24 protein-coding genes are annotated in these 23,409 nt (G+C 68.7%); 12 read left to right on the top strand and 12 right to left on the bottom strand.

Annotation, left to right across the window (positions count from 1 at the left end; genetic code table 11):
- Positions 1 to 11: 11 nt before the first annotated feature.
- From ABUE11_RS13620 to ABUE11_RS13650, 7 genes are all read right to left on the bottom strand, one after another.
- On the bottom strand, positions 12 to 500 hold the full coding sequence (locus ABUE11_RS13620; RefSeq protein ID WP_367065811.1) for a tripartite tricarboxylate transporter TctB family protein: 489 nt from the start codon (positions 498 to 500) through the stop codon (positions 12 to 14).
- Positions 501 to 844: 344 nt separating this feature from the next.
- Entirely contained in the window at positions 845 to 2,638 is a 1,794-nt protein-coding gene (locus tag ABUE11_RS13625) for an ATPase, T2SS/T4P/T4SS family (RefSeq protein ID WP_367065812.1), read from the bottom strand.
- Between the two features lie 15 nt (positions 2,639 to 2,653).
- A complete protein-coding gene (locus ABUE11_RS13630; RefSeq protein WP_367065813.1) occupies positions 2,654 to 3,421 on the bottom strand; it encodes a spermidine synthase in 768 nt (255 codons plus the stop codon).
- A gap of 4 nt (positions 3,422 to 3,425) precedes the next feature.
- Positions 3,426 to 3,977 carry a DNA-deoxyinosine glycosylase gene (locus tag ABUE11_RS13635; RefSeq protein WP_367065814.1) on the bottom strand — a complete coding sequence of 184 codons (552 nt, stop codon included), beginning with the start codon at positions 3,975 to 3,977 and terminating at the stop codon, positions 3,426 to 3,428.
- 77 nt (positions 3,978 to 4,054) lie between these two features.
- Complete coding sequence (locus ABUE11_RS13640; RefSeq protein ID WP_367065815.1) at positions 4,055 to 4,888, bottom strand: TatD family hydrolase; 834 nt, start codon at positions 4,886 to 4,888, stop codon at positions 4,055 to 4,057.
- Between the two features lie 22 nt (positions 4,889 to 4,910).
- On the bottom strand, positions 4,911 to 5,114 hold the full coding sequence (locus tag ABUE11_RS13645; protein ID WP_367068819.1) for a DUF2892 domain-containing protein: 204 nt from the start codon (positions 5,112 to 5,114) through the stop codon (positions 4,911 to 4,913).
- 39 nt (positions 5,115 to 5,153) lie between these two features.
- Positions 5,154 to 5,435, bottom strand: a complete 282-nt coding sequence (locus ABUE11_RS13650) for a metalloregulator ArsR/SmtB family transcription factor (RefSeq protein ID WP_367068820.1) — start codon at positions 5,433 to 5,435, stop codon at positions 5,154 to 5,156.
- 134 nt (positions 5,436 to 5,569) lie between these two features.
- Between ABUE11_RS13650 and ABUE11_RS13655 the strand changes: the two genes are divergently transcribed.
- The 5 genes from ABUE11_RS13655 (at position 5,570) to ABUE11_RS13675 (ending at position 10,087) form a co-directional block, all read left to right on the top strand.
- A complete protein-coding gene (locus ABUE11_RS13655; protein ID WP_367065816.1) occupies positions 5,570 to 5,938 on the top strand; it encodes a carboxymuconolactone decarboxylase family protein in 369 nt (122 codons plus the stop codon).
- A 138-nt stretch (positions 5,939 to 6,076) separates the two neighbouring features.
- The gene (locus ABUE11_RS13660) at positions 6,077 to 7,000 is read left to right on the top strand and encodes a trypsin-like peptidase domain-containing protein (protein ID WP_367065817.1); all 924 of its coding nucleotides are present in this window, start codon (positions 6,077 to 6,079) and stop codon (positions 6,998 to 7,000) included.
- A gap of 22 nt (positions 7,001 to 7,022) precedes the next feature.
- On the top strand, positions 7,023 to 8,045 hold the full coding sequence (locus ABUE11_RS13665) for a MoxR family ATPase (RefSeq protein ID WP_367065818.1): 1,023 nt from the start codon (positions 7,023 to 7,025) through the stop codon (positions 8,043 to 8,045).
- On the top strand, positions 8,038 to 9,012 hold the full coding sequence (locus tag ABUE11_RS13670) for a DUF58 domain-containing protein (RefSeq protein WP_367065819.1): 975 nt from the start codon (positions 8,038 to 8,040) through the stop codon (positions 9,010 to 9,012). Before ABUE11_RS13665 ends, ABUE11_RS13670 begins: the two co-directional genes overlap by 8 nt.
- 28 nt (positions 9,013 to 9,040) lie before the next feature.
- Positions 9,041 to 10,087, top strand: coding sequence for a VWA domain-containing protein (locus ABUE11_RS13675; protein ID WP_367065820.1), 1,047 nt, complete (start codon positions 9,041 to 9,043; stop codon positions 10,085 to 10,087).
- Positions 10,088 to 10,328: 241 nt separating this feature from the next.
- Here ABUE11_RS13675 and ABUE11_RS13680 read toward each other — a convergent pair whose 3' ends face one another.
- The 3 genes from ABUE11_RS13680 to ABUE11_RS13690 all read right to left on the bottom strand — a co-directional run bounded on the left by ABUE11_RS13680 (position 10,329) and on the right by ABUE11_RS13690 (position 13,502).
- Positions 10,329 to 11,126: a THxN family PEP-CTERM protein gene (locus ABUE11_RS13680; RefSeq protein WP_367065821.1), complete on the bottom strand. Its 798-nt coding sequence runs from the start codon at positions 11,124 to 11,126 to the stop codon at positions 10,329 to 10,331.
- 392 nt (positions 11,127 to 11,518) lie between these two features.
- Entirely contained in the window at positions 11,519 to 12,241 is a 723-nt protein-coding gene (locus ABUE11_RS13685) for an ATP-binding cassette domain-containing protein (protein WP_367068821.1), read from the bottom strand.
- Between the two features lie 7 nt (positions 12,242 to 12,248).
- Positions 12,249 to 13,502, bottom strand: coding sequence for a lipoprotein-releasing ABC transporter permease subunit (locus tag ABUE11_RS13690; protein ID WP_367065822.1), 1,254 nt, complete (start codon positions 13,500 to 13,502; stop codon positions 12,249 to 12,251).
- Between the two features lie 81 nt (positions 13,503 to 13,583).
- On the opposite strand from ABUE11_RS13690, the gene ABUE11_RS13695 reads away from it, so the two are divergent.
- Together ABUE11_RS13695 and recJ are read left to right on the top strand one after the other, a co-directional pair.
- The gene (locus ABUE11_RS13695) at positions 13,584 to 14,528 is read left to right on the top strand and encodes a phosphoglycerate mutase (RefSeq protein WP_367065823.1); all 945 of its coding nucleotides are present in this window, start codon (positions 13,584 to 13,586) and stop codon (positions 14,526 to 14,528) included.
- Positions 14,525 to 16,240 (top strand): single-stranded-DNA-specific exonuclease RecJ, encoded by a 1,716-nt coding sequence (gene recJ, locus ABUE11_RS13700; RefSeq protein WP_367065824.1) that lies wholly within the window; start codon positions 14,525 to 14,527, stop codon positions 16,238 to 16,240. Before ABUE11_RS13695 ends, recJ begins: the two co-directional genes overlap by 4 nt.
- A gap of 18 nt (positions 16,241 to 16,258) precedes the next feature.
- Here recJ and ABUE11_RS13705 read toward each other — a convergent pair whose 3' ends face one another.
- Both ABUE11_RS13705 and ABUE11_RS13710 read right to left on the bottom strand, forming a co-directional pair.
- On the bottom strand, positions 16,259 to 16,861 hold the full coding sequence (locus ABUE11_RS13705) for a TIGR00645 family protein (protein WP_367065825.1): 603 nt from the start codon (positions 16,859 to 16,861) through the stop codon (positions 16,259 to 16,261).
- Positions 16,862 to 16,972: 111 nt separating this feature from the next.
- Complete coding sequence (locus ABUE11_RS13710; protein ID WP_367065826.1) at positions 16,973 to 18,718, bottom strand: methyl-accepting chemotaxis protein; 1,746 nt, start codon at positions 18,716 to 18,718, stop codon at positions 16,973 to 16,975.
- Positions 18,719 to 18,889: 171 nt separating this feature from the next.
- Here ABUE11_RS13710 and ABUE11_RS13715 point away from each other — a divergent pair, with 171 nt between their 5' ends.
- From ABUE11_RS13715 to ABUE11_RS13735, 5 genes are all read left to right on the top strand, one after another.
- Entirely contained in the window at positions 18,890 to 19,771 is an 882-nt protein-coding gene (locus ABUE11_RS13715) for a 3',5'-nucleoside bisphosphate phosphatase (RefSeq protein WP_367065827.1), read from the top strand.
- A 10-nt stretch (positions 19,772 to 19,781) separates the two neighbouring features.
- Positions 19,782 to 20,417, top strand: coding sequence for an L-threonylcarbamoyladenylate synthase (locus ABUE11_RS13720; protein ID WP_367065828.1), 636 nt, complete (start codon positions 19,782 to 19,784; stop codon positions 20,415 to 20,417).
- 69 nt (positions 20,418 to 20,486) lie between these two features.
- The gene (locus ABUE11_RS13725) at positions 20,487 to 21,155 is read left to right on the top strand and encodes a site-2 protease family protein (RefSeq protein ID WP_367065829.1); all 669 of its coding nucleotides are present in this window, start codon (positions 20,487 to 20,489) and stop codon (positions 21,153 to 21,155) included.
- Positions 21,156 to 21,158: 3 nt separating this feature from the next.
- Entirely contained in the window at positions 21,159 to 22,469 is a 1,311-nt protein-coding gene (locus ABUE11_RS13730) for a tryptophan--tRNA ligase (RefSeq protein ID WP_367065830.1), read from the top strand.
- Between the two features lie 199 nt (positions 22,470 to 22,668).
- The gene (locus tag ABUE11_RS13735; protein ID WP_367065831.1) at positions 22,669 to 23,397 is read left to right on the top strand and encodes a response regulator transcription factor; all 729 of its coding nucleotides are present in this window, start codon (positions 22,669 to 22,671) and stop codon (positions 23,395 to 23,397) included.
- The last annotated feature ends 12 nt before the right edge of the window (positions 23,398 to 23,409 follow it).

Raw genomic sequence — 23,409 nt, forward strand, 5'->3', positions numbered from 1 at the left:
CAGTCTCCCTGTCAACCCACGATGAAGCTGGGCCAGACCGGGAACTGCAGCTTCAGTCCCCAGATGAAGGCCGCGTAGCTGCCGGCCGCAAGAATGGTGGCCAGGATGAACACCTCCTTGAAGTGGAACTCATGCCCGGCCAGGCTGGCCACGAAGGTCAGCCCGTAGATCGCGATGATCAGGCCCATGGCCGGAATGCCAATGCTGGGCAGGCCGGCGAGCAGCACGCCAAACAGCAGGTTGGCGGCGATGATGAAGAAGATCTGCTTCCATGCCCATTTGCCGATCTTCTCGCCGTCCACGGTCTCGACGATGACGGCCTTGAGCATGATGCCGACGCCGATGACGGCCAGCAAAATGCCCAGCAGCAGAGGAAAGTAGCCTGGCCCCATGCGGGCGCCCGTTCCCACGTTGTAAGTAGTCGCGCCCCAGGCAAAGGCGACACCGACAACCAGAAACATCAAGCCGGAAAAGAAATCCTGTTGGCTCTTGATTCTCACAAAAGTCTCCCGATTGGAATACGAGGGGCGATTGTGAGACCCAGGGTCGCCCTCCTTCATGTGGGTTCCACCTACCGTTACCTACAGGTTTTCCCTAGCCCCAGTCCGATGTGCGCGCGGCCCGCACGGCCGGGCAGCAGCGTGTGCTTGAGGGGCGCGAGCATGATCGGAAATCTGTTGCACATCGCCATCCATTGCTCCGCGCCACATGCACGTGCATGCGCGGCCAATTTCGCCCCTAGCGCAGTATTCAAGAGCCTCTCAAGCTCCCAAAACAAGAGCAACCTGCAAGACCCTCCAAGCCCGGAGCGCCCCTTGCACACCGGCGGGCCAGGCCAGCCGAGCTACTCCAGCGGCGGCGTGGCTGCGATCACCTCTTCCAGGGTCGTCAGCCCCTCGGCCGCACGCAGCGCACCGGCCAGGCGCAGCGGGCGCATGCCGTCCTGCACGGCCTGGCGGCGCAGCGCGTCGATGGAGGGCGACTGGTGGATCTGGCTCTTGAGCGCCTCGCTCACGGTGAGCAGCTCGTACAGCCCCATGCGGCCGCGAAAGCCCGTCATGCGGCAGTCCACGCAGCCCACCGGTTTGTAGGCGCGGTAGCCGCCGCTGATCTTCCAGGGCCGGATCATGTCGGCCAGCACCTCGGGGTCGGCGGCGGCGTCGATCTCGCGGCACTTTCTGCACAGCGTGCGCACCAGGCGCTGGGCCAGCACGCCCAGCAGCGTGGCGTTGATGAGGTAGGGCGGCACGCCCAGCTCCATGAGGCGCGTGACGGCGCTGGGCGCGTCGTTGGTGTGCAGGGTGCTGAACACCAGGTGGCCCGTGAGCGCGGCCTGCACCGCCATGTCGGCCGTCTGCAGGTCGCGGATCTCGCCGACCATGATCACGTCCGGGTCCTGGCGCATCAGCGCACGCAGGCCCTCGGCGAAGGTGAAGTCGAGCTGGGGCTGCACCTGGGTCTGGTTGAAGCTGGGCTCGATCATCTCGATCGGGTCCTCCACCGTGCTCACGTTGACCTCCTCCGTGGCCACGCGCTTCAGTGTGGAGTACAGCGTCGTGGTCTTGCCCGAGCCCGTGGGGCCGGTGACGAGGATGATGCCGTGCGGGCGCTTGACCAAGGCCTCCCAGCGCTCGGCGTCATGCGTGGTGAAGCCCAGCGCATCCAGGTCCTTGACGGCGTTGTCGGGGTCGAAGATGCGCATCACCATCTTCTCGCCGAAGGCCGTGGGCAGGGTCGACAGGCGCATCTCGACCTCGTCGCCGCGCGGGTTGCGCGTCTTGATGCGGCCGTCCTGCGGGCGGCGCTTCTCCACCACGTCCATGCGCCCGAGCAGCTTGACGCGCGCCACCATGGCGTTGAGCACGCCCATGGGCATCTGGTAGACGGCGTGCAGCACGCCGTCGATGCGAAAGCGGATCACGCCCTGCTCGCGCCGCGGCTCCAGGTGTATGTCGCTGGCGCGCTGATCAAAGGCGTATTGCCAGAGCCAGTCCACGACGCGGATCACGCCCTGATCGTTGGCGTCGAGCTGCTTGTTGGTCTTGCCCAGCTCCACGAGCTGCTCGAAGCTGCTGCCGCCCGCGCCGCCGCCGCTCTTCTGCGCCTCGCGCACGGACTTGGCGAGCGCGTAGAACTCCGCCGTGAAGCGCTGTATGTCCTGCGGGCTGGCCATGACGCGGCGCACGCTGCGCCTGGCCTGGCGCTCGACCTCGGCCACCCAGTCGTCGATGAAGGGCTCGGCCGTGACCACGACCACCTCGTGCGCCGTGACCTGCACGGGCAGCACGCGGTGGCGCTCGGCGTAGCTCGCGCTCATGGCGTCGGCGACGCGGCCCACGTCCACCTTGAGCGGGTCTATGCGCAGAAACGCCAGGCCCGCGCGCCGGGCCACGTATTCGGTGAGCATGTCCACGTCCAGCGGCTTGCCGTCGGCCGCGCGCTGCATGCTCAGGTGGCCCAGGCGCACCAGCGGGTGTTGGCTGCTCTCGGCCTGGGCGCAGCGCGCCACGGTGCGCTCTGCCTGCTCGGCGTCGATCACGCCATCGGCGCGCAGCCAGTCCACGATCTGACGCCAGTGCAGCGGGCCCCGGTGGTCTGCAGCTGCGGGGGGGCTGGCGTGATGTGCGGCAAGTGTCATGGTGTGTTCAGTGAATCAGGCCACGGGCTTGAAGACGCGCAGCCACTTCGGCGCCGGCAGGCCCCAGCGCTCCTGCACGACCTCGGCGCGCTCGAGCAGCTCGGCGCGTTTCGGGCGCGTGGGCGTGGGCGTGCGCTGGGCCAGCACCACGGTGTTGCCCTCGCGCGTGGGCTTGAAGGCCCACAGGGCATCCGCGCCAAAGGCCTCGGCCAGCTGCGCCACGCTGCGCTCGTAGCTCGACGAGCGGCCAAAGAGGTTCACCGTGAGGCAGCCGTCCTCGGTCAGCAGCGCGCGGCAGTCGGCGTAGAACTCGGCGCTGTCGAGCACGGGCGCGGCCGCGTCGTGGTCATACAGGTCCACGGCCAGCGCGTCCACGGTGGCGCGCCATTCGGGCTTCTTGATCTCCTGGGCCGCGTCGGCCAGCACCACGCGCTGCATGGGGCCGTCGGGCGGCAGCTTGAACCAGGCGCGGCAGACGGCCTCCACGCGCGGGTTGAGCTCGATGGCGGTGCAGCACATGCGCAGCTTCTTGCGGCAGAACTTGGTGATGGCGCCCGCGCCCAGGCCCAGCTGCATGGCGTGGCGCCGGGCCACGCTGGGCGCGGGCACGAAGAGCAGCCAGGCCATCATGCGCTGCACATATTCGAGCTCCAGGTCAAACGGCGCGTCTATGCGCATGGAGCCCTGTATCCAGGGCGTGCCCAGGTGCAGGTGGCGCACCTCGCCATCGTCGGAGACGCTGACCTCGGGCAGTTCGGCGGCGGTGGTTTTCTTGCGTGCCAAGTTGCTATACCAATCCAAAAGTTGCCAGGGCCTCGGCCCAGGCGTTCAGTTTTTTCTCGAAACTCCACGACGCGTTCGCCGGGCTGGTCGACGGCAGGCGCAGGCTGGCGATGCGCGCCTGGCCATCGGGCCCCAGGCCGCTGCGCACGGCCCTGGCGTGGCGAAAACTCTCCCCGCCATTGTGGGCGATGGCGGCCAGGCCCGGCAGCCCGATCAGCAGGCCGGCGAAGTCGTTGATCTGCGCATTGCGGATGCTGGCGTCCAGACTGCCCTCACGCTCGCAGGCGGCATACACGTCCCACAGCCCCAGGCCCCGCGCCAGCAGCCAGCGGCAGCGCGCGGGGTAGTCCTCGCGCCCAGGCAGCGGATGCTGCGGCCACAGCGCCGCGAGGATGGGCCAGAAATGGTTCTGCGGATGGCCGTAGTACTGCTGCGCGACCAGCGACGCCCGCCCCGGAAAGCTGCCCAGCACCAGCACGCGCGTGCCAGGCCCCACGACGGGCGGCAGGCCGGCAAGCCGGGGAGCGGAGGACAGGGGTGGGTGCAAAGGCTGCATGAGGGTCTGGAGAAACTATCAATAGCATAGCTGCTCGCGCTTGTCCCACAAGCGCCAGAGGCCGAAAACACCCAAAATCATCCCACAAGCCCAGCGAGCCGCGGCAGGGCCGCGCAGGCGTTGGCGTGCGTGGCCTGGGACAGCTCCGCACTGGTCATGCCGCGCAGGCCGGCCACCACGGCGGCGATGCGCGGCAGCTCTGCCGGGCTGTTGCGCGCGGGGGCGCGACCCGCGGCGCGCTCGGCGGCCGTGACGTAGAGCCAGTACGGCGGGATGTCGGGCGCGTCGGTCTCGAGCACCAGGGCGTCTGGCGGCAGCTCGGCCGCCAGGCGGCGCAGCTGCAGCGCGCGCTCATAGGTCACGGCGCCGCCAAAGCCGAGCTTGAAGCCCATGGCGATGAAGGCATGGGCCTGCTGCAGGCTGCCATTGAAGGCATGGGCGATGCCGCCACGCACGGGCAGCTCGCGCAGGCCCTTGAGCAGCCGGTCGGCCGAGCGGCGCACATGCAGGATCACCGGCAGGTCATGGCGCCGGGCCAGCTGCAGCTGGGCGCGGTAGAAATGCTCCTGGCGCGCGGGATCCAGGCCGGGCACGAAGTAGTCCAGCCCGATCTCGCCCACGGCCACGAGCCGCGGGTCGTCGCGGTATTGCGCAAGGGCATCGGCCAGGACGTCGAGATCACCCTCACCGGCCCGCGGGGTGTAGAGCGGGTGTATGCCGAGCGCATAGCTGTCGCCGTGGCGCCGCGCCATGTCGCGCACGGCCTCCAGATTGGCCAGCTCCACGGCCGGCAGCACGCAATGCGCCACGCCGGCCGCGGCCGCCCGGGCGCGCTCGGCATCGGCCCAGGCCTGGCCGCCATGGGCCACGAATTCGTCGAGGTGGCAATGGGTGTCTATCCAGCGCTGCATGCGCCGGATCATGCCACCCCGGTCAGGCGCCGTCGTTCTTGCGCACGGCGCAGGTGTTGATGCCCAGCAGCGAATAGGCCGGGCAGCCGCCGACGAGGCCCGTGAGCAGCGGCACCACGCCTATCCAGCCCCACCAGCCCACGGTGCCCGTGGCGGCCAGGGCGATGAGCACCAGCCCGACGACGATGCGCAGGCCACGATCGAGACCTCCAACGTTTTTCATGATTTCTCTCCTGATTGACAACAAAACCTGGCTGCACGGCGCTCAGGCGCAGTAGATGTCCTTGAGCGTCGCGATCAGCTTCTTCACCGCGGGGTCGGCAATGCGGTAGTACAGGGTCTGCGCGTCGCGCCGGTAGGCCACAAGACCCTCCTCGCGCATGCGCGCCAGATGCTGCGACAGCGCGGACTGGCTCAGCTGCACCTGCTCGAGCAGCGTCCCCACCGAGGCCTCGCCCTGCTCTATGAGCAGGCACAGCACCAGCAACCTCTGCTCATTGCCCACCGTCCGCAGCAGTGCCGCGGCGCGGGCCGCGCCTTGCTGCATGAATTCCTGATCGATGGCCGTGCTCACTGAAATGCTCCTTTTTGCAAAGGCGCAAATTTATACCTTTCTAATTTAGACGATACTAATACATGCGTCAAGCCGGCGCGTTTCTTTCTCAACCCAAGGAACCCACCATGTCCTCCAGCACCGACTACAAGACCCTCACACGCGAAATCTCCGGCAACGTGAGCCAGTTGCGCACCAGCCAGCCCGAGGTGATGCAGGGCTTCAACGCCATGGGCAAGGCCGCACTCACCGCGGGCGCCATCGACGCCAAGACCAAGGAGCTGATCGCCCTGGGCATTGGCGTGGCCGCGCGCTGCGACGGCTGCATAGGCTTTCACACCCAGGCCCTGGCGCGCCTGGGCGCCACGCGCGCCGAGGTGCACGAGACCCTGGCCATCGCCGTCTACATGGGCGGCGGCCCCGCGCTGATGTATGCGGCCAACGCCGTGGCCGCGTTCGATCAGGCGGCCCCCGAACAAGCGCCCGCCGGCACCTGAGCCCGCTGCCTGCGCCCCTGGCCCGGGCGCCTGCACCGGCCCGCACCGCTCCGCGCCCATGCGGGGGGGCGATGCGCGCAAGCGCTTTCCGTGCTACCGTGAACGCCCTGCCACCCCTTGCGTCATGGAGGTGCCTGCATGCCCCGGCCCGCCCGCTACAGCCCTTCCCGCAGCGCCCGCGCGCGCCTGCCCGCGGCGCCGGCCACGCCCGACGCGCCCAACGCGCCCGACACTCCAATCCCCCCCACGGACCAGGACGGCCCGCCACGACGCCGGCGCCGCCCCACGGCGCTGCAGCTGCAAGGGGCGGCCCTGGCGCTGCTGGCCCTGCTGCTGGTCATGGGCCTGTGGTGGCGCCAGCCGCCCGCGGCGCCCACCATCACGCAAAAGGCCATCGACGCGGCCGTGCTGCACACGCTGCAGACGCGCACCCTGCCGTCGGCCGCCGCACGCGCGGCCGAGGCCGTGGTGCCCTCGGTGGTGCGCGTCATAGGCCTTGGGCGCACCCGCAAGGGCGAGGAGGTCGAGCGCAGCGTGGGCACGGGCGTGGTCATCGTCGACAGGGGCGTGATCCTGACCAACCTGCATGTGGTGCGCGACGCCGACCGCATCAGCGTCACCTTCACCGATGGCACCGAAACCAACGCCAGCATCAGCGGCACCCAGCCCGAGAACGACCTGGCCGTGCTGCAGGCGCATGAGGTGCCCGACGATCTGCAGGCCGCGCCGCTGCGCTCCACGCAGAACCTGCGCGCGGGCGATGGCGTGGTCGTCATCGGCTTTCCGTTCGGCATCGGGCCGTCGGCATCGGCGGGCGTGGTCTCGGGCCTGGGGCGCACCTTCGAGTCGCCCGAAGGGGGGCAGGAGCTCTCCGACCTGATCCAGTTCGACGCCGCGGCCAACCCGGGCAATTCGGGCGGACCGCTGATCACGTTCGACGGCGAGGTCGTGGGCATAGTCACCGCCATCCTCAACCCCACGCCCGCGCGCACCTTCCTCGGCATAGGCTTTGCCGTACCCATAGAGAACGCGGCGCGCGCCGCCGGCATGTCGCCGTTCTGACCGTTCACGCGAGGAGAGCACCATGCACAACGTCCCCCCCGCCAGCGCCACGCTCATGGAGCAGATCCTCTACGAGGTCAAGCGCGTCGTCGTCGGCCAGGACCGCTTTCTCGAGCGCGTGATGGTCGCCATGCTGGCCCAGGGCCACCTGCTCGTCGAGGGCGTGCCGGGCCTGGCCAAGACGCTCACCGTGAAGACGCTGGCGGCCTGCATCCAGGGCCAGTTCAAGCGCATACAGTTCACGCCCGACCTGGTGCCCGCCGACCTCACGGGCACGCGCATGTACAACCAGCGCACGGGCGAGTTCAGCACCACGCTGGGCCCGGTGTTCGCCCATCTGCTGCTGGCCGACGAGATCAACCGTGCGCCGGCCAAGGTGCAGAGCGCGCTGCTCGAGGTCATGCAGGAGCGCCAGGTGACCATTGCCGGCCACAGCCACCCGGTGCCCGAGCCCTTCGTGGTCATGGCCACGCAAAACCCCATAGAGACCGAGGGCACCTACCAGCTGCCCGAGGCCCAGGTGGACCGCTTCATGATGAAGGTGCTGATAGCCTACCCGAGCGAGGAGGAGGAATACGTGATCGCCCAGCGCGCGCTGGCCCCGCCCGTGGAGGTGGCGCCCGTGGCCACGACGGAGCAGCTCGCGCAGCTGCAGCGGGACTGCCGCAAGGTCTATGTGGATCCCTCGCTCATCCAGTACGGCGTGCGCCTCGTGGCGGCCACGCGCGCGCCGGCGCAGCATGGCCTGCGCGAGCTGGCCGGCCATATCGCCTGCGGCGCCAGCCCGCGCGCCACCATCGCCCTGGCCGAGGGCGCCCAGGCCCTGGCCCTGCTGCGCGGGCGCGGCTACGCGCTGCCCGAGGACCTGCTGGAGCTCGCGCACGACGTGCTGCGCCACCGCATCGCCCTGAGCTACGAGGCGCTGGCCGAGGGTGTGGACGCGGACACGCTGATCCAGCGCATCATGGCCGAGCTGCCGCCGCCCGCGCGCCCGCTGCACCATTGGGCCGAGCAGGCCGCCGCCGCGGAGGCCCGCCGTGCCTGAGACGGCCCCGCTCCCGGCGCGGACGGCACCGGGCGCCGCCGAGCGCCTGCTCGAGCGCCTGGAATGGACGGTGATCCGCCGCCTCGATGGCCTGCTGCAGGGCGGTGCGCGCACGCTGCTGCGCGGAGCCGGCATCGACCTGGCCGACCTGCGCGAATACCAGCCGCACGACGATGTGCGCCATATCGACTGGAACGTCACGGCACGCCTGGCCACGCCCCATGTGCGCGTCTACACCGAGGACCGGGACATGACGGCCTGGTTTCTGCTGGACCTGAGCCCCTCGGTGGACTTTGGCGCGCCGGGCCAGGCCAAGCGCGACCTGGCCACCGGCTTCGTCGGCGTGCTCGCGCGCCTGCTGCAGCGTCAGGGCAACCGCGTGGGCGCCATGCTGCATGACGGCAGCGCCACCCTGGGCCCGGTGCTGAGCGCGCGCGGCGGGCGCGCCCAGGTGCTGCGCCTGCTGCACGCCATCACCAGCCACGCGCCGCTGCCCAGCTTCGCCGCGCCGCCCGGCGTCACCGACCTGCGGCGCCTGCTCGACCGCGCCCAGGCCCTGCTGCGCCGGCGCTCTGCGCTGTTCGTGCTGTCGGACTTTCTGAGCACCCCGGGCTGGGACAGGCCGCTGGCGCGCCTGGCGCAGCGCCACGACGTGGTGGCCGTGCGCCTGCTCGACCCATTGGAGCTGACCCTGCCCGACATGGGCCTGCTGCTGCTGCGCGACCCCGAGACCGGCGAGCAGCTGCAGGTCGACACCCACGAGCGCGGCTTTCGCCACCGCTTCGCGCGCCTGGCCGCGCAGCGCGAGGCCGAGCTGCGCTCGGCCCTCACCCGCGCCGGCGTGGACACGCTGGAGCTGTCCACCGACGACGACCTGCTGGCCGCGCTGCTGCGCTTCATGGAGCTGCGCGGACACCGCCCGCGCGCCGCCACCGCCCGGCCCGCGCTCGCGGCCCACCACGGCTGACGGCCAGCGACCCGCAAAGGAGGCGACCATGGTGTTTCTCTGGCCCGACCTGCTGTGGCTGCTGGCCATCGTGCCGCTCCTGGTGCTGCTCTACCTGTGGTTGCTCCACCGGCGCAAGGCCCAGGCCCTGCCCTACCCCGGCCTGGCCCTGGTGCGCCAGGCCATGGGCCGGGGCCAGGGCTGGCGCCGCCATCTGCCGCCGCTGCTGTTCCTGCTCGGCCTCACCGCGCTGCTGCTCGCGGCGGCGCGGCCTCTGGCGGTGCTCCAGCTGCCGTCGCAGCACCAGACCATCATCCTGGCCATGGACGTGTCGGGCAGCATGCGCGCCACCGACGTGGAGCCCGACCGCCTGACGGCCGCGCAGAACGCCGCCAAGGCCTTCATCAAGGACTTGCCGCGCCATGTCCGCGTAGGCGTGGTCGCCTTCGCCGGCACGGCCCAGCTTGCGCAACTGCCCACGCAAAGCCACGAGGACCTGATCAAGGCGATTGACAGCTTTCAGCTGCAGCGCGGCACGGCCACGGGCAACGGGCTCATGGTGGCGCTGGCGGCGCTGTTCCCCGATGCGGGCATAGACATCGCGGCCCTGGGCGGACGCGAGGCCATGCGCGTGCGCCCCATCGACGAGATCGCCCGCCCCGAGCCCGACAAGCCCGCCTTCACGCCCGTGGCCCCGGGCTCCTACCGGTCGGCCGCCATCATCATGCTCACCGACGGCCAGCGCACCACGGGCGTGGACCCGATGGAGGCCGCCCAATGGGCCGCCGACCGCGGCGTGCGTGTCTACACCGTGGGCGTGGGCACGGTCGAGGGCGAGATCATCGGCTTCGAGGGCTGGTCCATGCGCGTGCGCCTGGACGAGGACACGCTCAAGGCCGTGGCCCTGCGCACCAACGCCGAGTATTTCCACGCCGCCACGGCGCAGGACCTGCGCAAGGTCTACGAGACGCTGAGCTCGCGCATCGCGGTGGAAACCAAGGAGACCGAGGTGTCGGCACTGCTGGCCCTGGCCGGGGCCATGCTGCTGTTGCTGGCGGGGGGCTTGTCGGTGTGGTGGTTCGGCAGAGTGCTGTGACGCCGCTGCACCCGAGGAGCCGCCAAGGGACTGCTGCGCCCATGGCAGCCGCCATGGCTTGATGTCCTGGAGGTTGGCACCCACGCCATGCCAGGCCGGAGAACCCGCATGACCACGCCACGACAGCAAAACCACATGACACTTGTCATGCCAAGCGCAAAAGCAAAGGGGCTGCGCCCCTGGCGCAGCCCCTTGTTCTGCCTGGTGTCACCGCATTGCGGTGACGCCTTTCACACCCTCATCAGGCCTTGGTAGAGCGGCGACGTGCCACATAGCCCAGGCCGGCCAGCGCCAGACCCACCAGGGCCAGTGATCCAGGCTCGGGTACCTGCAGCGGGTTGGTGGAGATGGTGAGGCCGAACGAAAGGGCCGTGCTAGCGTTTTCCGGCGTCGTGAAGCCGAAGCAGCCTGCACCCAGCCCGGCCGCAGCACATGCGGATGGCGGCAGCGTGCTCAGCACCCCACCCGAGGTCGGGATGGCATTCACAAAGTAGGTGTTGCCGTCATAGGTAAAGCTCTGGTTGAGGAAGCCAGAAAGCTGCACGAAGATGTCGTTGCAGGGAGTCGGGCTACCAGGCACGGGGCAGGGGTTACTGTTCGGCGTTTCGACGAACCTGATCTGGTAACTGATCACGTCGGGGGGGAGAGCTGAACCTGCGGGACTCACCGGCGTCAGTACCAGCGAAACGTCCAGCGTCGCATCCGTCAGGGAGCTCCCGGTGATGGGGCGGTTGTTGTGCGTCAGCGTGACGCTGGGGGCAATATAGGGCGGGACGGGCATGCCGCCGCCGATTATCGTATTCACATTTGTTGGCGCGGGGTCGGTAATCGCCAGGCTGCTCTGAACACCGCCGCCTGCTGTAGTAGGAGTACCCCAATGCAACGTGTCACCCGTCTGGGTTACGCCGGGATTGGGCGCAAATGCCGACCAGCTCCCGTCGACCGCTGCATTCCAAACGGTCACTATCGGGCCTGCGTGGCTCAGGGCACTGAAGGCAACCGCACCCGCTGCAAGCAGAAGTTTGGCAAAGTGTTTCATGATGGCTCCTGTGAATGGTTTGGCACACGAGGCCGCCTGGTCGCCGGGAATATTCCAACTGGTGACGCACACAAACCGCCCCCTCGTGTTTAAGCATATCCCGTACCAAAATTCGGACGCGCCGCAAGTCATTGAAACAAAAGGGATTTTCTTCAACACCAACTCAACAGTCATCGTTGCGTGTAAAGAAAACCGACGGTCAAAACGCTGCCTCGTACACGGGCCATAGCTATTCGGGCGTGGACAGGTGTCAAGAAAACCGACAGTCACTCGCCGGCTCTGGCCGGCTCATCCGTCTTGCGCACGAAGCCGGGGAGCGGGCGCAGCATGCCAAGGCCCATGCCTACTATCAAACCAGGAGCTGCATGGGCGCCACCACAAAGGGGCACAGCCTATTTTTCCGTCAATACTCCGGCCACCAAGCGCAGCACCCGGTCACAGCGCGCCGCCAGCGACTCGTCATGCGTGACCATGACAAACGCCGTCCCCTGCTCCCGCGCCAGGCGCAGCATGAGCGCAAACACCGCATCGGCCGTGGCGCGGTCCAGGTTGCCCGTGGGCTCGTCGGCCAGCACGCAGGCCGGGCGCGTGACCAGGGCGCGGGCAATCGCCACGCGCTGGCGCTCGCCGCCCGAGAGCTCGGCCGGGCGGTGCAGGACGCGCTCGGCCAGGCCCACGGCGGCCAGCATCTGCCGCGCCTGGGTGATGCATTGCTCGTAGGGCAGGCGGCGTATGCGCAGCGGCATGGCCACGTTGTCCTGGGCGGAAAACTCGGGCAGCAGGTGGTGAAACTGGTAGATGAAGCCCAGCTGCGCGTTGCGCAGCCGCCCCTGCTGCGCGGGCGAGAGCGCATGCACCGCCTGGTCGCGGAGCGTGACCGTGCCCGCCGTGGGCGCATCGAGCCCGCCGAGCAGGTGCAATAGCGTGCTCTTGCCCGAGCCCGAGGCGCCGACGATGGCCAGGGTCTCGCCCGCGTGCACGGCCAGGTCCACGCCGCCGAGCACGCTCACATCGAGCCGGCCCTCGGTGAAACGCTTGGCCAGGCCCTGGGCCTGGAGCACCACCTGGTTCTTGAAGACATTTTGGCCTCCAGCGCTTGTCTGGTAAGCGTCCATAGCTTCGTTATTCATAGCGCAGCGCCTCCGCGGGGTTGACGCGGCTGGCGCGCCAGCTCGGGTACAGGGTGGCGACGAAGGCCAGGATCAGCGAGATCACGGCAATCGGCACGATGTCGCTGCTCTGCGGGTCGCTGGGCATGCGGCTGATGAGGTAGATGTCCTTGGGCAGAAAGTTGGTGTGCAGCGCGCGCTCGATCGCCGGCACGATGACGTCGATGTTGAAGGCGATGCCAAGCCCCAGCAGCAGCCCGGCCAGCGTGCCTATCACGCCCACCATGGCGCCCTGCACCACGAAGACGCCCATGATGCTCTGCGGGCTCGCGCCCAGCGTGCGCAGGATGGCGATGTCGGCGCGCTTGTCCTGCACGGTCATGACGAGGGTGGAGACGAGGTTGAACGCCGCCACCGCGACGATGAGCGTGAGGATGATGAACATCATGCGTTTTTCCAGCTGCACGGCGGCAAACCAGGTCTTGTTCTGCTGCGTCCAGTCGCGGATCAACAGGTCGCCCGAGAGGCTGCGCGCGAGCTGCTGCGTGACCTCGGGCGCCTCGTGCAGGTTCTTGAGCTTCAGGCGCACGCCGGTCGGCCCCTCGAGGCGGAAGATGCGCTCGGCGTCCTGATGCGCCATGAGCACCAGGGCCGAGTCGTATTCATAGTGGCCCGAGTGGAAGGTGCCCGCCACCGTCATCTGCTTGAGGCGCGGCAGCACGCCCGCGGGCGTGACCTGGCCCGAGGGCGCGATCAGCGTCACCGCGTCGCCCGGCCGCACGCCGAGCTGCTGCGCGAGCTCGGCGCCCAGGATGACGCGGAACTCGCCCGGTACCAGGGCCTTGAGGCCTTGCACGTTCTCGGCTGCCAGATCCGTCACCTCGCCCTCGCGCGCGGGGTCAATGCCGCGCACCAGCACGCCCTTCATGTCCTCGCCGCGCGCCAGGAGCGCCTGGGCCGCGACAAAGGGCGCGGCGCCGATCACGTGGGGGTTGGCGCGCGCCTCGGCCAGCGTGCGCTCCAGGTCGGGCAGCGCGGCGCCGCCGGGCGCGAAGATCTCGATGTGCGAGACCACGCTGAGCATGCGGTCGCGCACCTCCTTCTGAAAGCCGTTCATCACCGACAGCACGATGATGAGCGCCGCCACCCCGAGCGCAATGCCCAGCATGGACACGCCCGAGATGAAGGAGATGAAGCCGTTGCGCCGCGTGGCGCGACCGGCGCGGGTGTAGCGCCAGCCCAGGGCCAGTTCGTAGGGAATTTGCATGGTGTGGAAGACTTGCGCGTCGCCGGGGACTCACCGGCCGCGCGGAACCCGCGATTGTGGCATCCCGGACAATAGCGCCCCATGTCCCCCACCCCCCATTTGCTCATCCCCCTGGCCGCAAGCCACGCCGAGGGATGCCAACAGGCCCTGCAGGGCCTGGCCCTGCCGCAGCTCGACCGGCTGCTCGCGCGCCTGTCGCCAGCGGGCCTGGACGCCGGCAGCGAGGCCGACCCCACGCCGCCGCACGAGCGCGCCCTGGCGCGCCACCTGGACCTGGCCGGCAACGCCCCGCCCTGGGCCGCCTGGCAGCGCCTGCAAGGCGGCGCAGAAGATGCGCTGACACAGGCCTGGGCCTTCATCACTCCCTGCCAGTGGCAGGCCGGCGCCAACCATGTGCTGCTGGGCGACCCGGCGCTGCTGCGGCTGACCGAGGAGGATTCGCGCGCGCTGCTGGCGATACTCGCGCCCTGGTTCGCCGAGGACGGCATCACGCTGATCTACGACCAGCCCACGCGCTGGCTGGCCTGTGGCGCGCCCTTCCAGGGCCTGGTCACGGCCTCGCTCGAGCGCGTGCAGGGCCGCGACGTGAGCCCCTGGCTGCCCGACAAGCAGCAGGCCCGCGCCCTGCACCGCCTGCACAGCGAGATGCAGATGCTGCTCTACACCCACCCCTTCAACGACGCGCGCGCCGCGCGCGGCCTGCCGCCCGTCAACGCCTTCTGGGTGCATGGCGCGGGCGCCCTGGCCCAGGCACCCGCCTCCACCGACGCGCCGGACATGCCCACCACGCTGCTCGAGGCCGCGCTGCGCGAGGACTGGCGCGCCTGGGCCGAGGCCTGGCGGGCGCTGGACGCCGGTCCCGTCGCCCACCTGGCGGACCATGTGGCGCGCGGCGGCGGCGCCCGCCTGACGCTGTGCGGCGAGCGCAGCGCCATGGCCTGGCACACGGCGCCGCGCGGCCTGGGCCAGCGGATTCAAAGCCTTTTCAGACCCCAGCGCTTTACCAGTGTGCGCGAGCAGCTATGAAAATCATAGAAAGAGACATTCCCCCGCGCGCCGTCTGGGCGCTGGAGCAGGCCGGCGTGCACCCGCTGCTGGCGCGCCTGTACGCGGCGCGCGGCATACGCGCCAAGGACGAGCTCGACGACGCACTGGCGCGCCTGCTGCCGCCCGCCGCGCTCAAGGGCGTGCAGCAGGCGGCCACGCTGCTGGCTGACGCCATCGCGCAGGACAGGCGCATGGTCATCGTGGCCGACTACGACTGCGACGGCGCCACCGCCTGCGCCGTGGCAGTGCGCGGGCTGCGCCTTCTGGGCGCACGCGATGTGGACTACCTGGTGCCCGACCGCGTGGTGGACGGCTACGGCCTCACGGCCGCCATCGCGCGACGCGTATTTGACAAGGGCGCGGACCTGCTCATCACCGTGGACAACGGCATCGCCAGCGTGGACGGCGTGCGCGAGGCCAAGGCCCTGGGCCTGTCGGTGTTGATCACCGACCACCACCTGCCCGGCCCCGAGCTGCCCGCGGCCGACGCCATCGTCAACCCCAACCAGCCCGGCTGCGGCTTCGAGAGCAAGTCCATCGCCGGCGTGGGCGTGATGTTCTACGTGCTCATGCAGCTGCGCGCCGAGCTGCGCGCGCGCGGGCGCTTCGACCAGGCCAGCCAGCCGCGGCTCGAACCCCTGCTGCCGCTGGTGGCACTGGGCACGGTGGCCGACGTGGTGCGCCTCGACAACAACAACCGCCGCCTGGTGGCCCAGGGCTTGAGGCGCATACGCGCGGGCCAGATGCAGGCCGGCATTCGCGCGCTGTTCGACGCCGCGGGCCGCCGGGCCGAGGCCGCCACCACCTTCGACTGCGGCTTTGCGCTGGGCCCGCGCATCAACGCCGCCGGGCGCCTGGCCGACATGACGCTGGGCATCGAATGCCTGCTGACCGACGACGCGGGCCGCGCCGCGGATCTGGCGCGCCAGCTCGACGCCATCAACCGCGAGCGCCGCGAGCTCGAGGGCGGCATGCGCGAGCAGGCCATGCTGCTGGCCGAGGATTTGTTCGACGAGGGCGAGGAGCCGCCGCCCGCCATCAGCGTGTTCGACCCCGACTTCCACGAGGGCGTGGTGGGCATCGTCGCCTCGCGCATCAAGGACCGGCTGCACCGCCCCTGCTTCGTGTTTGCCGCCAGCGGTGCGCCCGGCAGGGAGCATGAGCTCAAGGGCTCGGGCCGCTCGATCGCTGGCTTTCATCTGCGCGACGCGCTGGACCTGGTGGCCAAGCGCCACCCGGGCGTGATCCTCAAATTCGGCGGCCACGCCATGGCCGCCGGCTGCACCGTGGCCGAGGAGCATTTCGAGACCTTCGAGCAGGCCTTCGCCCAAGTCGCCAGCGAATGGCTGGACGCGGCCACCCTCACCCGGCGCCTGGAGACCGACGGCCCGCTCGCGCCCGAATACTGCCGCGCCGAGCTCGTGGACCAGCTGCAGCGCGAGGTCTGGGGCCAGGGCTTTGCCCCGCCCACCTTCAGCGAGGAGGTGCAGGTGCTGAGCCAGCGCCTGGTGGGCGAGGCACGCAACCACCTGCAGATCAAGCTGCTGCACCAGGGCCGGCCGGTGGACGCCATCTGGTTCGGCCACACCGAGCAGCTGCCCGAGCGCGCGCTGCTGGCCTTTCGCCTCGACGTGAACGAATGGCGCGGCGAGCGGCGTGTGCAGTTTCTGGTGGAGGGGGTGCAGCGCTGAACCCGCCCCACCTGAGGCTCAATGCCCGTCGTCGCCGTGGCTGTGGCTCAGCAGCCGGTCGGTGAGCGCGATCGCCAGGGCGCTGAGCAGGAAGGCGATGTGGATGATGGCCTGCCACATCAACACCTTTTCGGAATAGTTGCCGGCGTTGATAAAGGTCTTGAGCAGGTGGATGGAGCTGATGCCGATGATGGCCGTGGCCAGCTTGACCTTGAGCACCGAGGCGTTCACATGGCTCAGCCACTCGGGCTGGTCCGGGTGACCCTCGAGGTTCATGCGGCTCACAAAGGTCTCGTAGCCGCCGACGATGACCATGATGAGCAGGTTGGAGATCATCACCACGTCGATCAGCGCCAGCACCACGAGCATGATCACCGTCTCGTTCAGGCTGGTCAGCGGCGCGTCACTCTTGTAGCCGATGCCCGTGACCAGGGCCTGCAGCGCCTGCTCGTCGCCCAGGGCGGCCTCCAGCAGGTGAATGAGCTCCACCCAGAAATGAAACACATACACCGCCTGGGCCGCAATCAACCCCAGGTACAGGGGCAGTTGCAGCCAGCGGCTGGCGAAGATCAGGGACGGCAAGGGGCGCTGTGCGGCGCTGGGGCGGGAAGTGGTCAGCATAGAAAATGCAAAAAATGGGGCGGCGATTATAAAAATCGCCGCCCCGTTGTTTGACTCAAGGCTCCAGATGCGCCGCTGCGGCCGCCTGGTCAGCGTTGCACGCTATGGTTTTCAGAAGCTTTCCCAGTCATCGTCCGCGCCTGCGACCACTGGTTGCCTGGCGCTTGCCGCGGCAGCGGCGATGCGCGGCGCGGCGGGGGCCGGCCGGGGCTTGGCCGCCTGCGGACGTGGCGCAGGGGCTGCAGCCGCGGGCGTCTTGCTGACGGCCGCCGCGGCCGGTGTGCGCGGCTGCGCCGGCGCAGCGTTGCCCATGTTGCCCACGTTGAACACCGCCACCACCTGCGACAGGCGCTGCGCCTGCTCGCTCATCGAGGCCGCGGCGGCGCTCGCCTCTTCCACCAGCGCCGCGTTCTGCTGCGTCATCTGATCGAGGTTGGCCACCGCCTGGTTCACCTGGCTGATGCCGTCGCGCTGCTCGGTGCTCGAGGCCGTGATCTCGCCGATCAGGTCGCTCACGCGGCGCACGCTGTGCACGATCTCCTGCATGCTCTGGCCCGCCTGCTCCACCTGCGCCGAGCCCGACTCCACGTTGCTCACGCTGGTGGTGATGAGCTGCTTGATCTCCTTGGCGGCCTCGGCGCTGCGCTGGGCCAGCGAGCGCACCTCGCCGGCGACCACGGCAAAGCCGCGGCCCTGCTCGCCTGCGCGCGCGGCCTCGACGGCGGCGTTGAGCGCGAGGATGTTGGTCTGGAAGGCGATGCCGTCGATCACGCCGATGATGTCGGCGATCTTGCGGCTGGAGTCGGTGATCTGCTGCATGCTGGTCACGACCTGGCCCACCACCTCGCCGCCGCGCTCGGCCGCCTGGGCCGCGTTGGCCGCGAGCTGGTTGGCCTGGCGTGCGGTGTCGGCGCTTTGCGTCACGGTGGCGGTGAGCTCTTCCATGCTGGCCGCCGTCTCTTCGAGGTTGGCGGCGGTCTGTTCGGTGCGTGCCGACAGGTCCTGGTTGCCCGTGGCGATCTGGCTGGAGGCGGACGAGACCGATTCCACGCCCGAGCGCACCTCGCCCACCACGCCGCGCAGGCGCGCCGTCATGGCCGAGAGTGCGCGCAGCAGCTGGCCCAGCTCGTCGCGTCGCTCGTCGTGCACGTCCTGCGTCAGGTCGCCCGCGGCAATCTGGTCGGCCAGCCCCACGGCGCGTGTCAGCGGCGTGGTGATGGAGCGCACCAGCAGGTGCGCGAGCAGCAGGCCCAGGCTCACCACGACGAAGGCAATGACCGCGCCGACCCAGATGGCAGTCCGGCGCGCATCCGCGGCGCTCTGCTTGGCCGCATCGCGCTGACGCTCCTGAAGCTGCACGAACGCGTCCTGCTCGGCCACATAGCGGGTCACGGCCGGCATGAGCCTGTTCTCGACAATGCCCTGCGCGCCCGCAATGTCACCGTCGGCGCGTCGCCTGTTGCCCTCGGCCAGTTCGGCCAGTACCACCTTGCGGGCCTCCGCGATACGCTCGATCTGGGCCTTGCCGGCGGCAGTGGTTACTGCTGCCTCCACCTGCTTCTGCACCTCGTTGATGCTCTCGATGCCCGCCTTGACCTTCTGCTGAAGGCGCGTCATCAACAACTCATCGGACGTGGCCAGGGCATTGACGGCCTGATCCACGGACACCGCGGTCAGCCCCTTCCAGCGCAGGGCAAGGCTGATGCGATCCTGATTGAACTGCACGACGCGCGCGGCTTCGTCGTCCACGCGCACCATGTAGGTCAGCACCCCTCCCAACAACAACGACATGGACAGCATCAGGCCCAGAACGAGGGCCCAGAGCTTGCGCGACACGGACAGATCATGAATATTCATAGCAAAGAAACCACGGCGTGGTAAGGATAGCCTCACAAGTACTTGCCAACAAGGGCACATGGATTATCGGCACGAGCTGCGATTACTTAACCTGTCGTTACATTCAACCGGGCCACGTCTCGCAAGCCCCCTGCGACCGCGCACGAAAGCGTCGCCACCTACAATGAAACCGTGTCTCATTCACTGAACGCCGACTTGCATTGCCACTCGCTGGTATCCGACGGCACCCTCGCCCCAGAGGAGCTCGCCGCGCGCGCGCACGCCAACGGCGTGCGGCTCTGGGCGCTGACGGACCACGATGAGATCGGCGGCCAGCACCGCGCCGCGGCCGCCGCGCATGCGCTGGGCATGGACTACCTCACGGGCACGGAGATATCCGTCACATTCATCGGCACTACGGTGCATATCGTCGGGCTGGGATTCGACGCGGACGACGCGCAGCTGGCGCGCGGTCTGGCCACCACACGCGGCGGGCGAGACCAGCGCGCACGCGACATCGCCGAGCAGCTCGCCCGGGCCGGCATCCCGGGCGCGTATGAGGGTGCGCTGTGCTACGCGGGCAATCCGGCATTGATCTCGCGCACGCATTTCGCGCGCTACCTCGTGGACACCGGCGTCTGCCGCGACATGGGCGCCGTGTTCCGCAAGTACCTGACGGAGGGCAAGCCCGGCTTTGTGCCGCACTACTGGGCCGACCTGCGCGACGCCGTGCGCTGGATTCGTGATGCGGGCGGGGTGGCGGTGATTGCCCATCCGGGACGCTACCGCTTCACCGCCAACGAGGAGTACGCGCTGTTCTCCGAGTTCAGACAGCTTGGCGGCCAGGCGGTGGAGGTGGTCACCGGCAGCCACACGAGCGCCGAGTACCGCATCTACGCCGACATGGCCCAGGAGTTCGGCCTGGCGGCCTCGCGCGGCAGCGACTTCCACGGCCCGGAGGAGTCGCATACCGACCTTGGCACCCTGCCCGACCTGCCCGCACAGCTCACACCCGTGTGGGAGCTGCTGTCCGACCGCATCCTCCGAGCTCCCAAGGCTCCCTTTGCCGCCTGAGCGACCCACCATGGCCCAATATTTCGAGATCTATGCCGACAACCCTCAGCCGCGCCTGCTCAAGCAGGCGGCGACGCTGCTTGCAGGGGGCGACATCCTCGCCGTGCCCACGGACTCCAGCTACGCACTCGTGTGCCGCCTGGACGATCGCGATGCCGTCGATCGCATTCGCAGGCTGCGCCAGATCAACGACAAGCACCACCTGACCCTGCTGTGCCGCGACCTGTCGGAGCTGGCCAGCTATGCCCATGTGGACAATCGCCAGTACCGGCTGCTCAAGCTGGCCACGCCCGGGCCCTACACCTTCATCCTGGACGCCACCAAGGAAGTGCCGCGGCGCGTCTGCCATCCACAGCGCAAGACCATAGGCCTGCGCGTGCCCGACCGCAAGGGACTGCAGATGCTGCTGGAACTGCACGGCGCGCCGCTGCTGGCGAGCACGCTGATCCCGGCTGGCGAGGATGAGCCGCTGAACGACCCGCAGGAAATCCGCGAACGCTACGAGAAGCAGCTCGACGGCATCATCGACGCCGGCGCCTGCCCGCTGGAGCCGACCACGGTGATCGATCTCACGGCCATGGGCACCGGTGGCGAGGCGGTCGTGGTGCGCGAGGGGCGCGGCAGCCTGCAGGCCCTCGGGCTCTGAGGGCGCCCGCTGATCGCCACCGCGTGCGCCAGGCCTGCGCCCGGCGCGGCGTCTGACACAATCGGTGCCGTGGACATCTCCAATCTCATTCAAACCGTACTCATCTATGCCCTGCCCGTGCTGTTCTCCATCACGGTGCACGAGGCGGCGCACGGCTACACGGCCCGGCATTTCGGTGACCGCACGGCCGCCATGCTGGGGCGCGTGACGCTCAACCCGCTCAGGCATATCGACCCCGTGGGCACCATACTGATGCCGCTGCTGCTGTACTTCGCGACCTCGGGTGCGTTCCTGTTCGGTTATGCCAAGCCGGTACCGGTCAACTTCCATCTCCTGCGCAACCCCAAACGGGACATGGTGTGGGTGGCGCTGGCGGGGCCGGCCTCCAACTTCGTACAGGCTCTGGCCTGGGCGCTGCTGCTGGTGCTGCTGGCCGCTCTCGGCACGCACGAGCGGTTCTTCATCGAAATGGCACGCGCCGGCATCGCGGTGAACCTGGTGATGTGGGCCTTCAACCTGTTTCCGCTGCCGCCGCTCGACGGAGGCCGCATCCTCGTCGGCCTGCTGCCCTGGAAGCAGGCGCAGCTCGTCGCGCGCATCGAGCCCTATGGCTTCTTCATCGTGCTGGCCCTGGTCGTGGGCGGCATCGTGGGGCAGCTGTGGCTGCGTCCGCTGATGTCACTGGGCTACATCGTCATCGACCTGTTGATTTCGCCATTCACCGCCTTGCTTCGCTGATCCATGAGCACCACGCGCTTTCTCACCGGCATCACCCCCTCGGGCACCCCACATCTGGGGAACTACGCGGGCATGATGCGCCCCGCCATCGCCGCCACCCGTACGCCGGGGGTGGAGAACTTCTACTTTCTCGCCGACTACCACGCGCTCATCAAATGCCAGGAGCCGGAGCGCGTGCACCGCTCCACGCTGGAGATCGCGGCCAGCTGGCTGGCCGCGGGACTCGATCCCGAGCGCGTCACGTTCTACCGCCAGTCGGACATCCCCGAGATCCCGGAACTCACCTGGTTCCTGACCTGCGTTACCGGCAAGGGCCTGCTCAATCGGGCCCATGCCTACAAGGCCGTGCAGGACAAGAACGCCGAGGCCGGACGCGAGGCCGACGACGGCGTGAGCGCCGGCCTGTTCATGTACCCGGTGCTGATGGCCGCCGACATCCTGATGTTCAACGCGCACCAGGTACCCGTGGGCCGCGACCAGATCCAGCACATAGAGATGGCACGCGACATCGCCGCGAGCTTCAACCACCTCTATGGCGATCATTTCGCGCTGCCCGAGGCCGCGATAGAGGACAACGTGGCCACGCTGCTGGGTCTTGACGGGCGCAAGATGAGCAAAAGCTACGACAACACCATCCCGCTGTTCTGCGCACCGGCGCAGCTCAGAAAGCTCATTGGCTCCGTCGTCACCGATTCGCGCATGCCGGGCGAGCCCAAGGAGGTCGAGGGCTCCGCCCTGTTCCAGCTGTACCAGGCCTTTGCGACACCCGAGGAGACTGCCGCCATGCGGCGCGCCTACGCCGATGGCATCGCCTGGGGCGAGGCCAAGCAGATGTTGTTCCAGTGCGTGGATCGGGAGATCGCGCCCATGCGTGCGCGCTATGACGACCTGATGGCCCACCCCGAGAAGGTCGAGGTCACGCTGCAGGCGGGTGCGGAACGCGCCCGTGCCATCGCCCGTCCGTTCCTGCAGACATTGCGCACTGCCGTGGGTTTGCGCTCGTTGTCCAGCGCGGCAGCACCCACCCGGGCAGCCCCCAAGGCAGACAAGGCGGAACTGCCCGTGTTCAAGCAGTACCGCGAGGCCGATGGCAAGTTCTACTTCAAGCTGCTGACCGCCGATGGCAGGCTGCTGCTGCAAAGCGCCGGCTTTGCCGCCCCCCGCGAGGCCGGCCAGGCCATCGCACGGCTGCAACGGGAAGCCGGCGCCCTGCAGGCCCTGGCGCATCATCTGGTGCCGGTTGCCGGCGTCTCGAGTGACGACGTTGCCGCGGCTCTTCGGGTTCTGGCCGCATCCGCCGATTCGGGTAGCTGAGCCACCTGATACCGATCGCATACCCGACCGGCGCCCCCTCTCTGCTCCGCAGATGCAACCGGTCGGTTTAGTAAGATCGATACTTGCTTTGTTCACCCGGTACGAGGCTGCCGCCCAGTGACTGCGACGCGAGGGCGCCAGTTGCTGGGGCATGCCACCGCACGTCCCGCCTTCGATTCCCTCGCCCACAAGGAGTGGCATGCGCATAGCGTCATTGGACGACGACCCGCTTCAACTCGAGTTCTTCACTCACGCCCTTTCGAGCATGGGGCATTTCTGCCGTACCTACGATACGGGAGCGGCACTGCTCAAGGATTTGCGGCGTGAAACCTTCGACCTGCTGATCGTCGACTGGCAGCTGCCCGATATCGAAGGCCCCGAGCTCGTGGGCAAGGTTCGCCAACTCGTGGGCAACGAGTTGCCCATTCTTTTCGTGACCAACCGCCAGACCGAAAGCGACATCGTCGAGGGCCTGGCCAGCGGGGCCGACGACTTCATGGTCAAACCCGTGCGCGTGGCCGAATTCTCGGCCCGTGTCGGGGCCTTGCTGCGCCGCGCCTACCCCAGCAGCGCCAACGGCGTGCTGGAATTCGGCCGCTACCGTTTTCTGCCCGAGACGCGCCACCTGGAAATGGATGGAACGCCCGTGGAACTCAAGGCGCGTGAGTATGAGCTTGCCTTGTTCCTGTTCCAGAACATGGGACGCCTGCTGTCACGTGATCATTTGCGCGAGATCATCTGGGGTCAGAGCGCGGAAATCATCTCACGCTCGCTCGACACCCATGTTTCACGCCTGCGCGGCCTGCTGGATCTGCGTCCGAGCAATGGCTACATGATCACCGCCGTCTATGGCGTCGGCTACCGATTCGAGGCCGTCAAGCCAGACGCGCAAGAGGCGGCCGGCGCGGACTCCGGTCATTCCTCGTAGTCGAGCCGCTGA

This window comes from Oryzisolibacter sp. LB2S (assembly GCF_040732315.1).
GTDB lineage: Bacteria > Pseudomonadota > Gammaproteobacteria > Burkholderiales > Burkholderiaceae_C > Alicycliphilus > Alicycliphilus soli.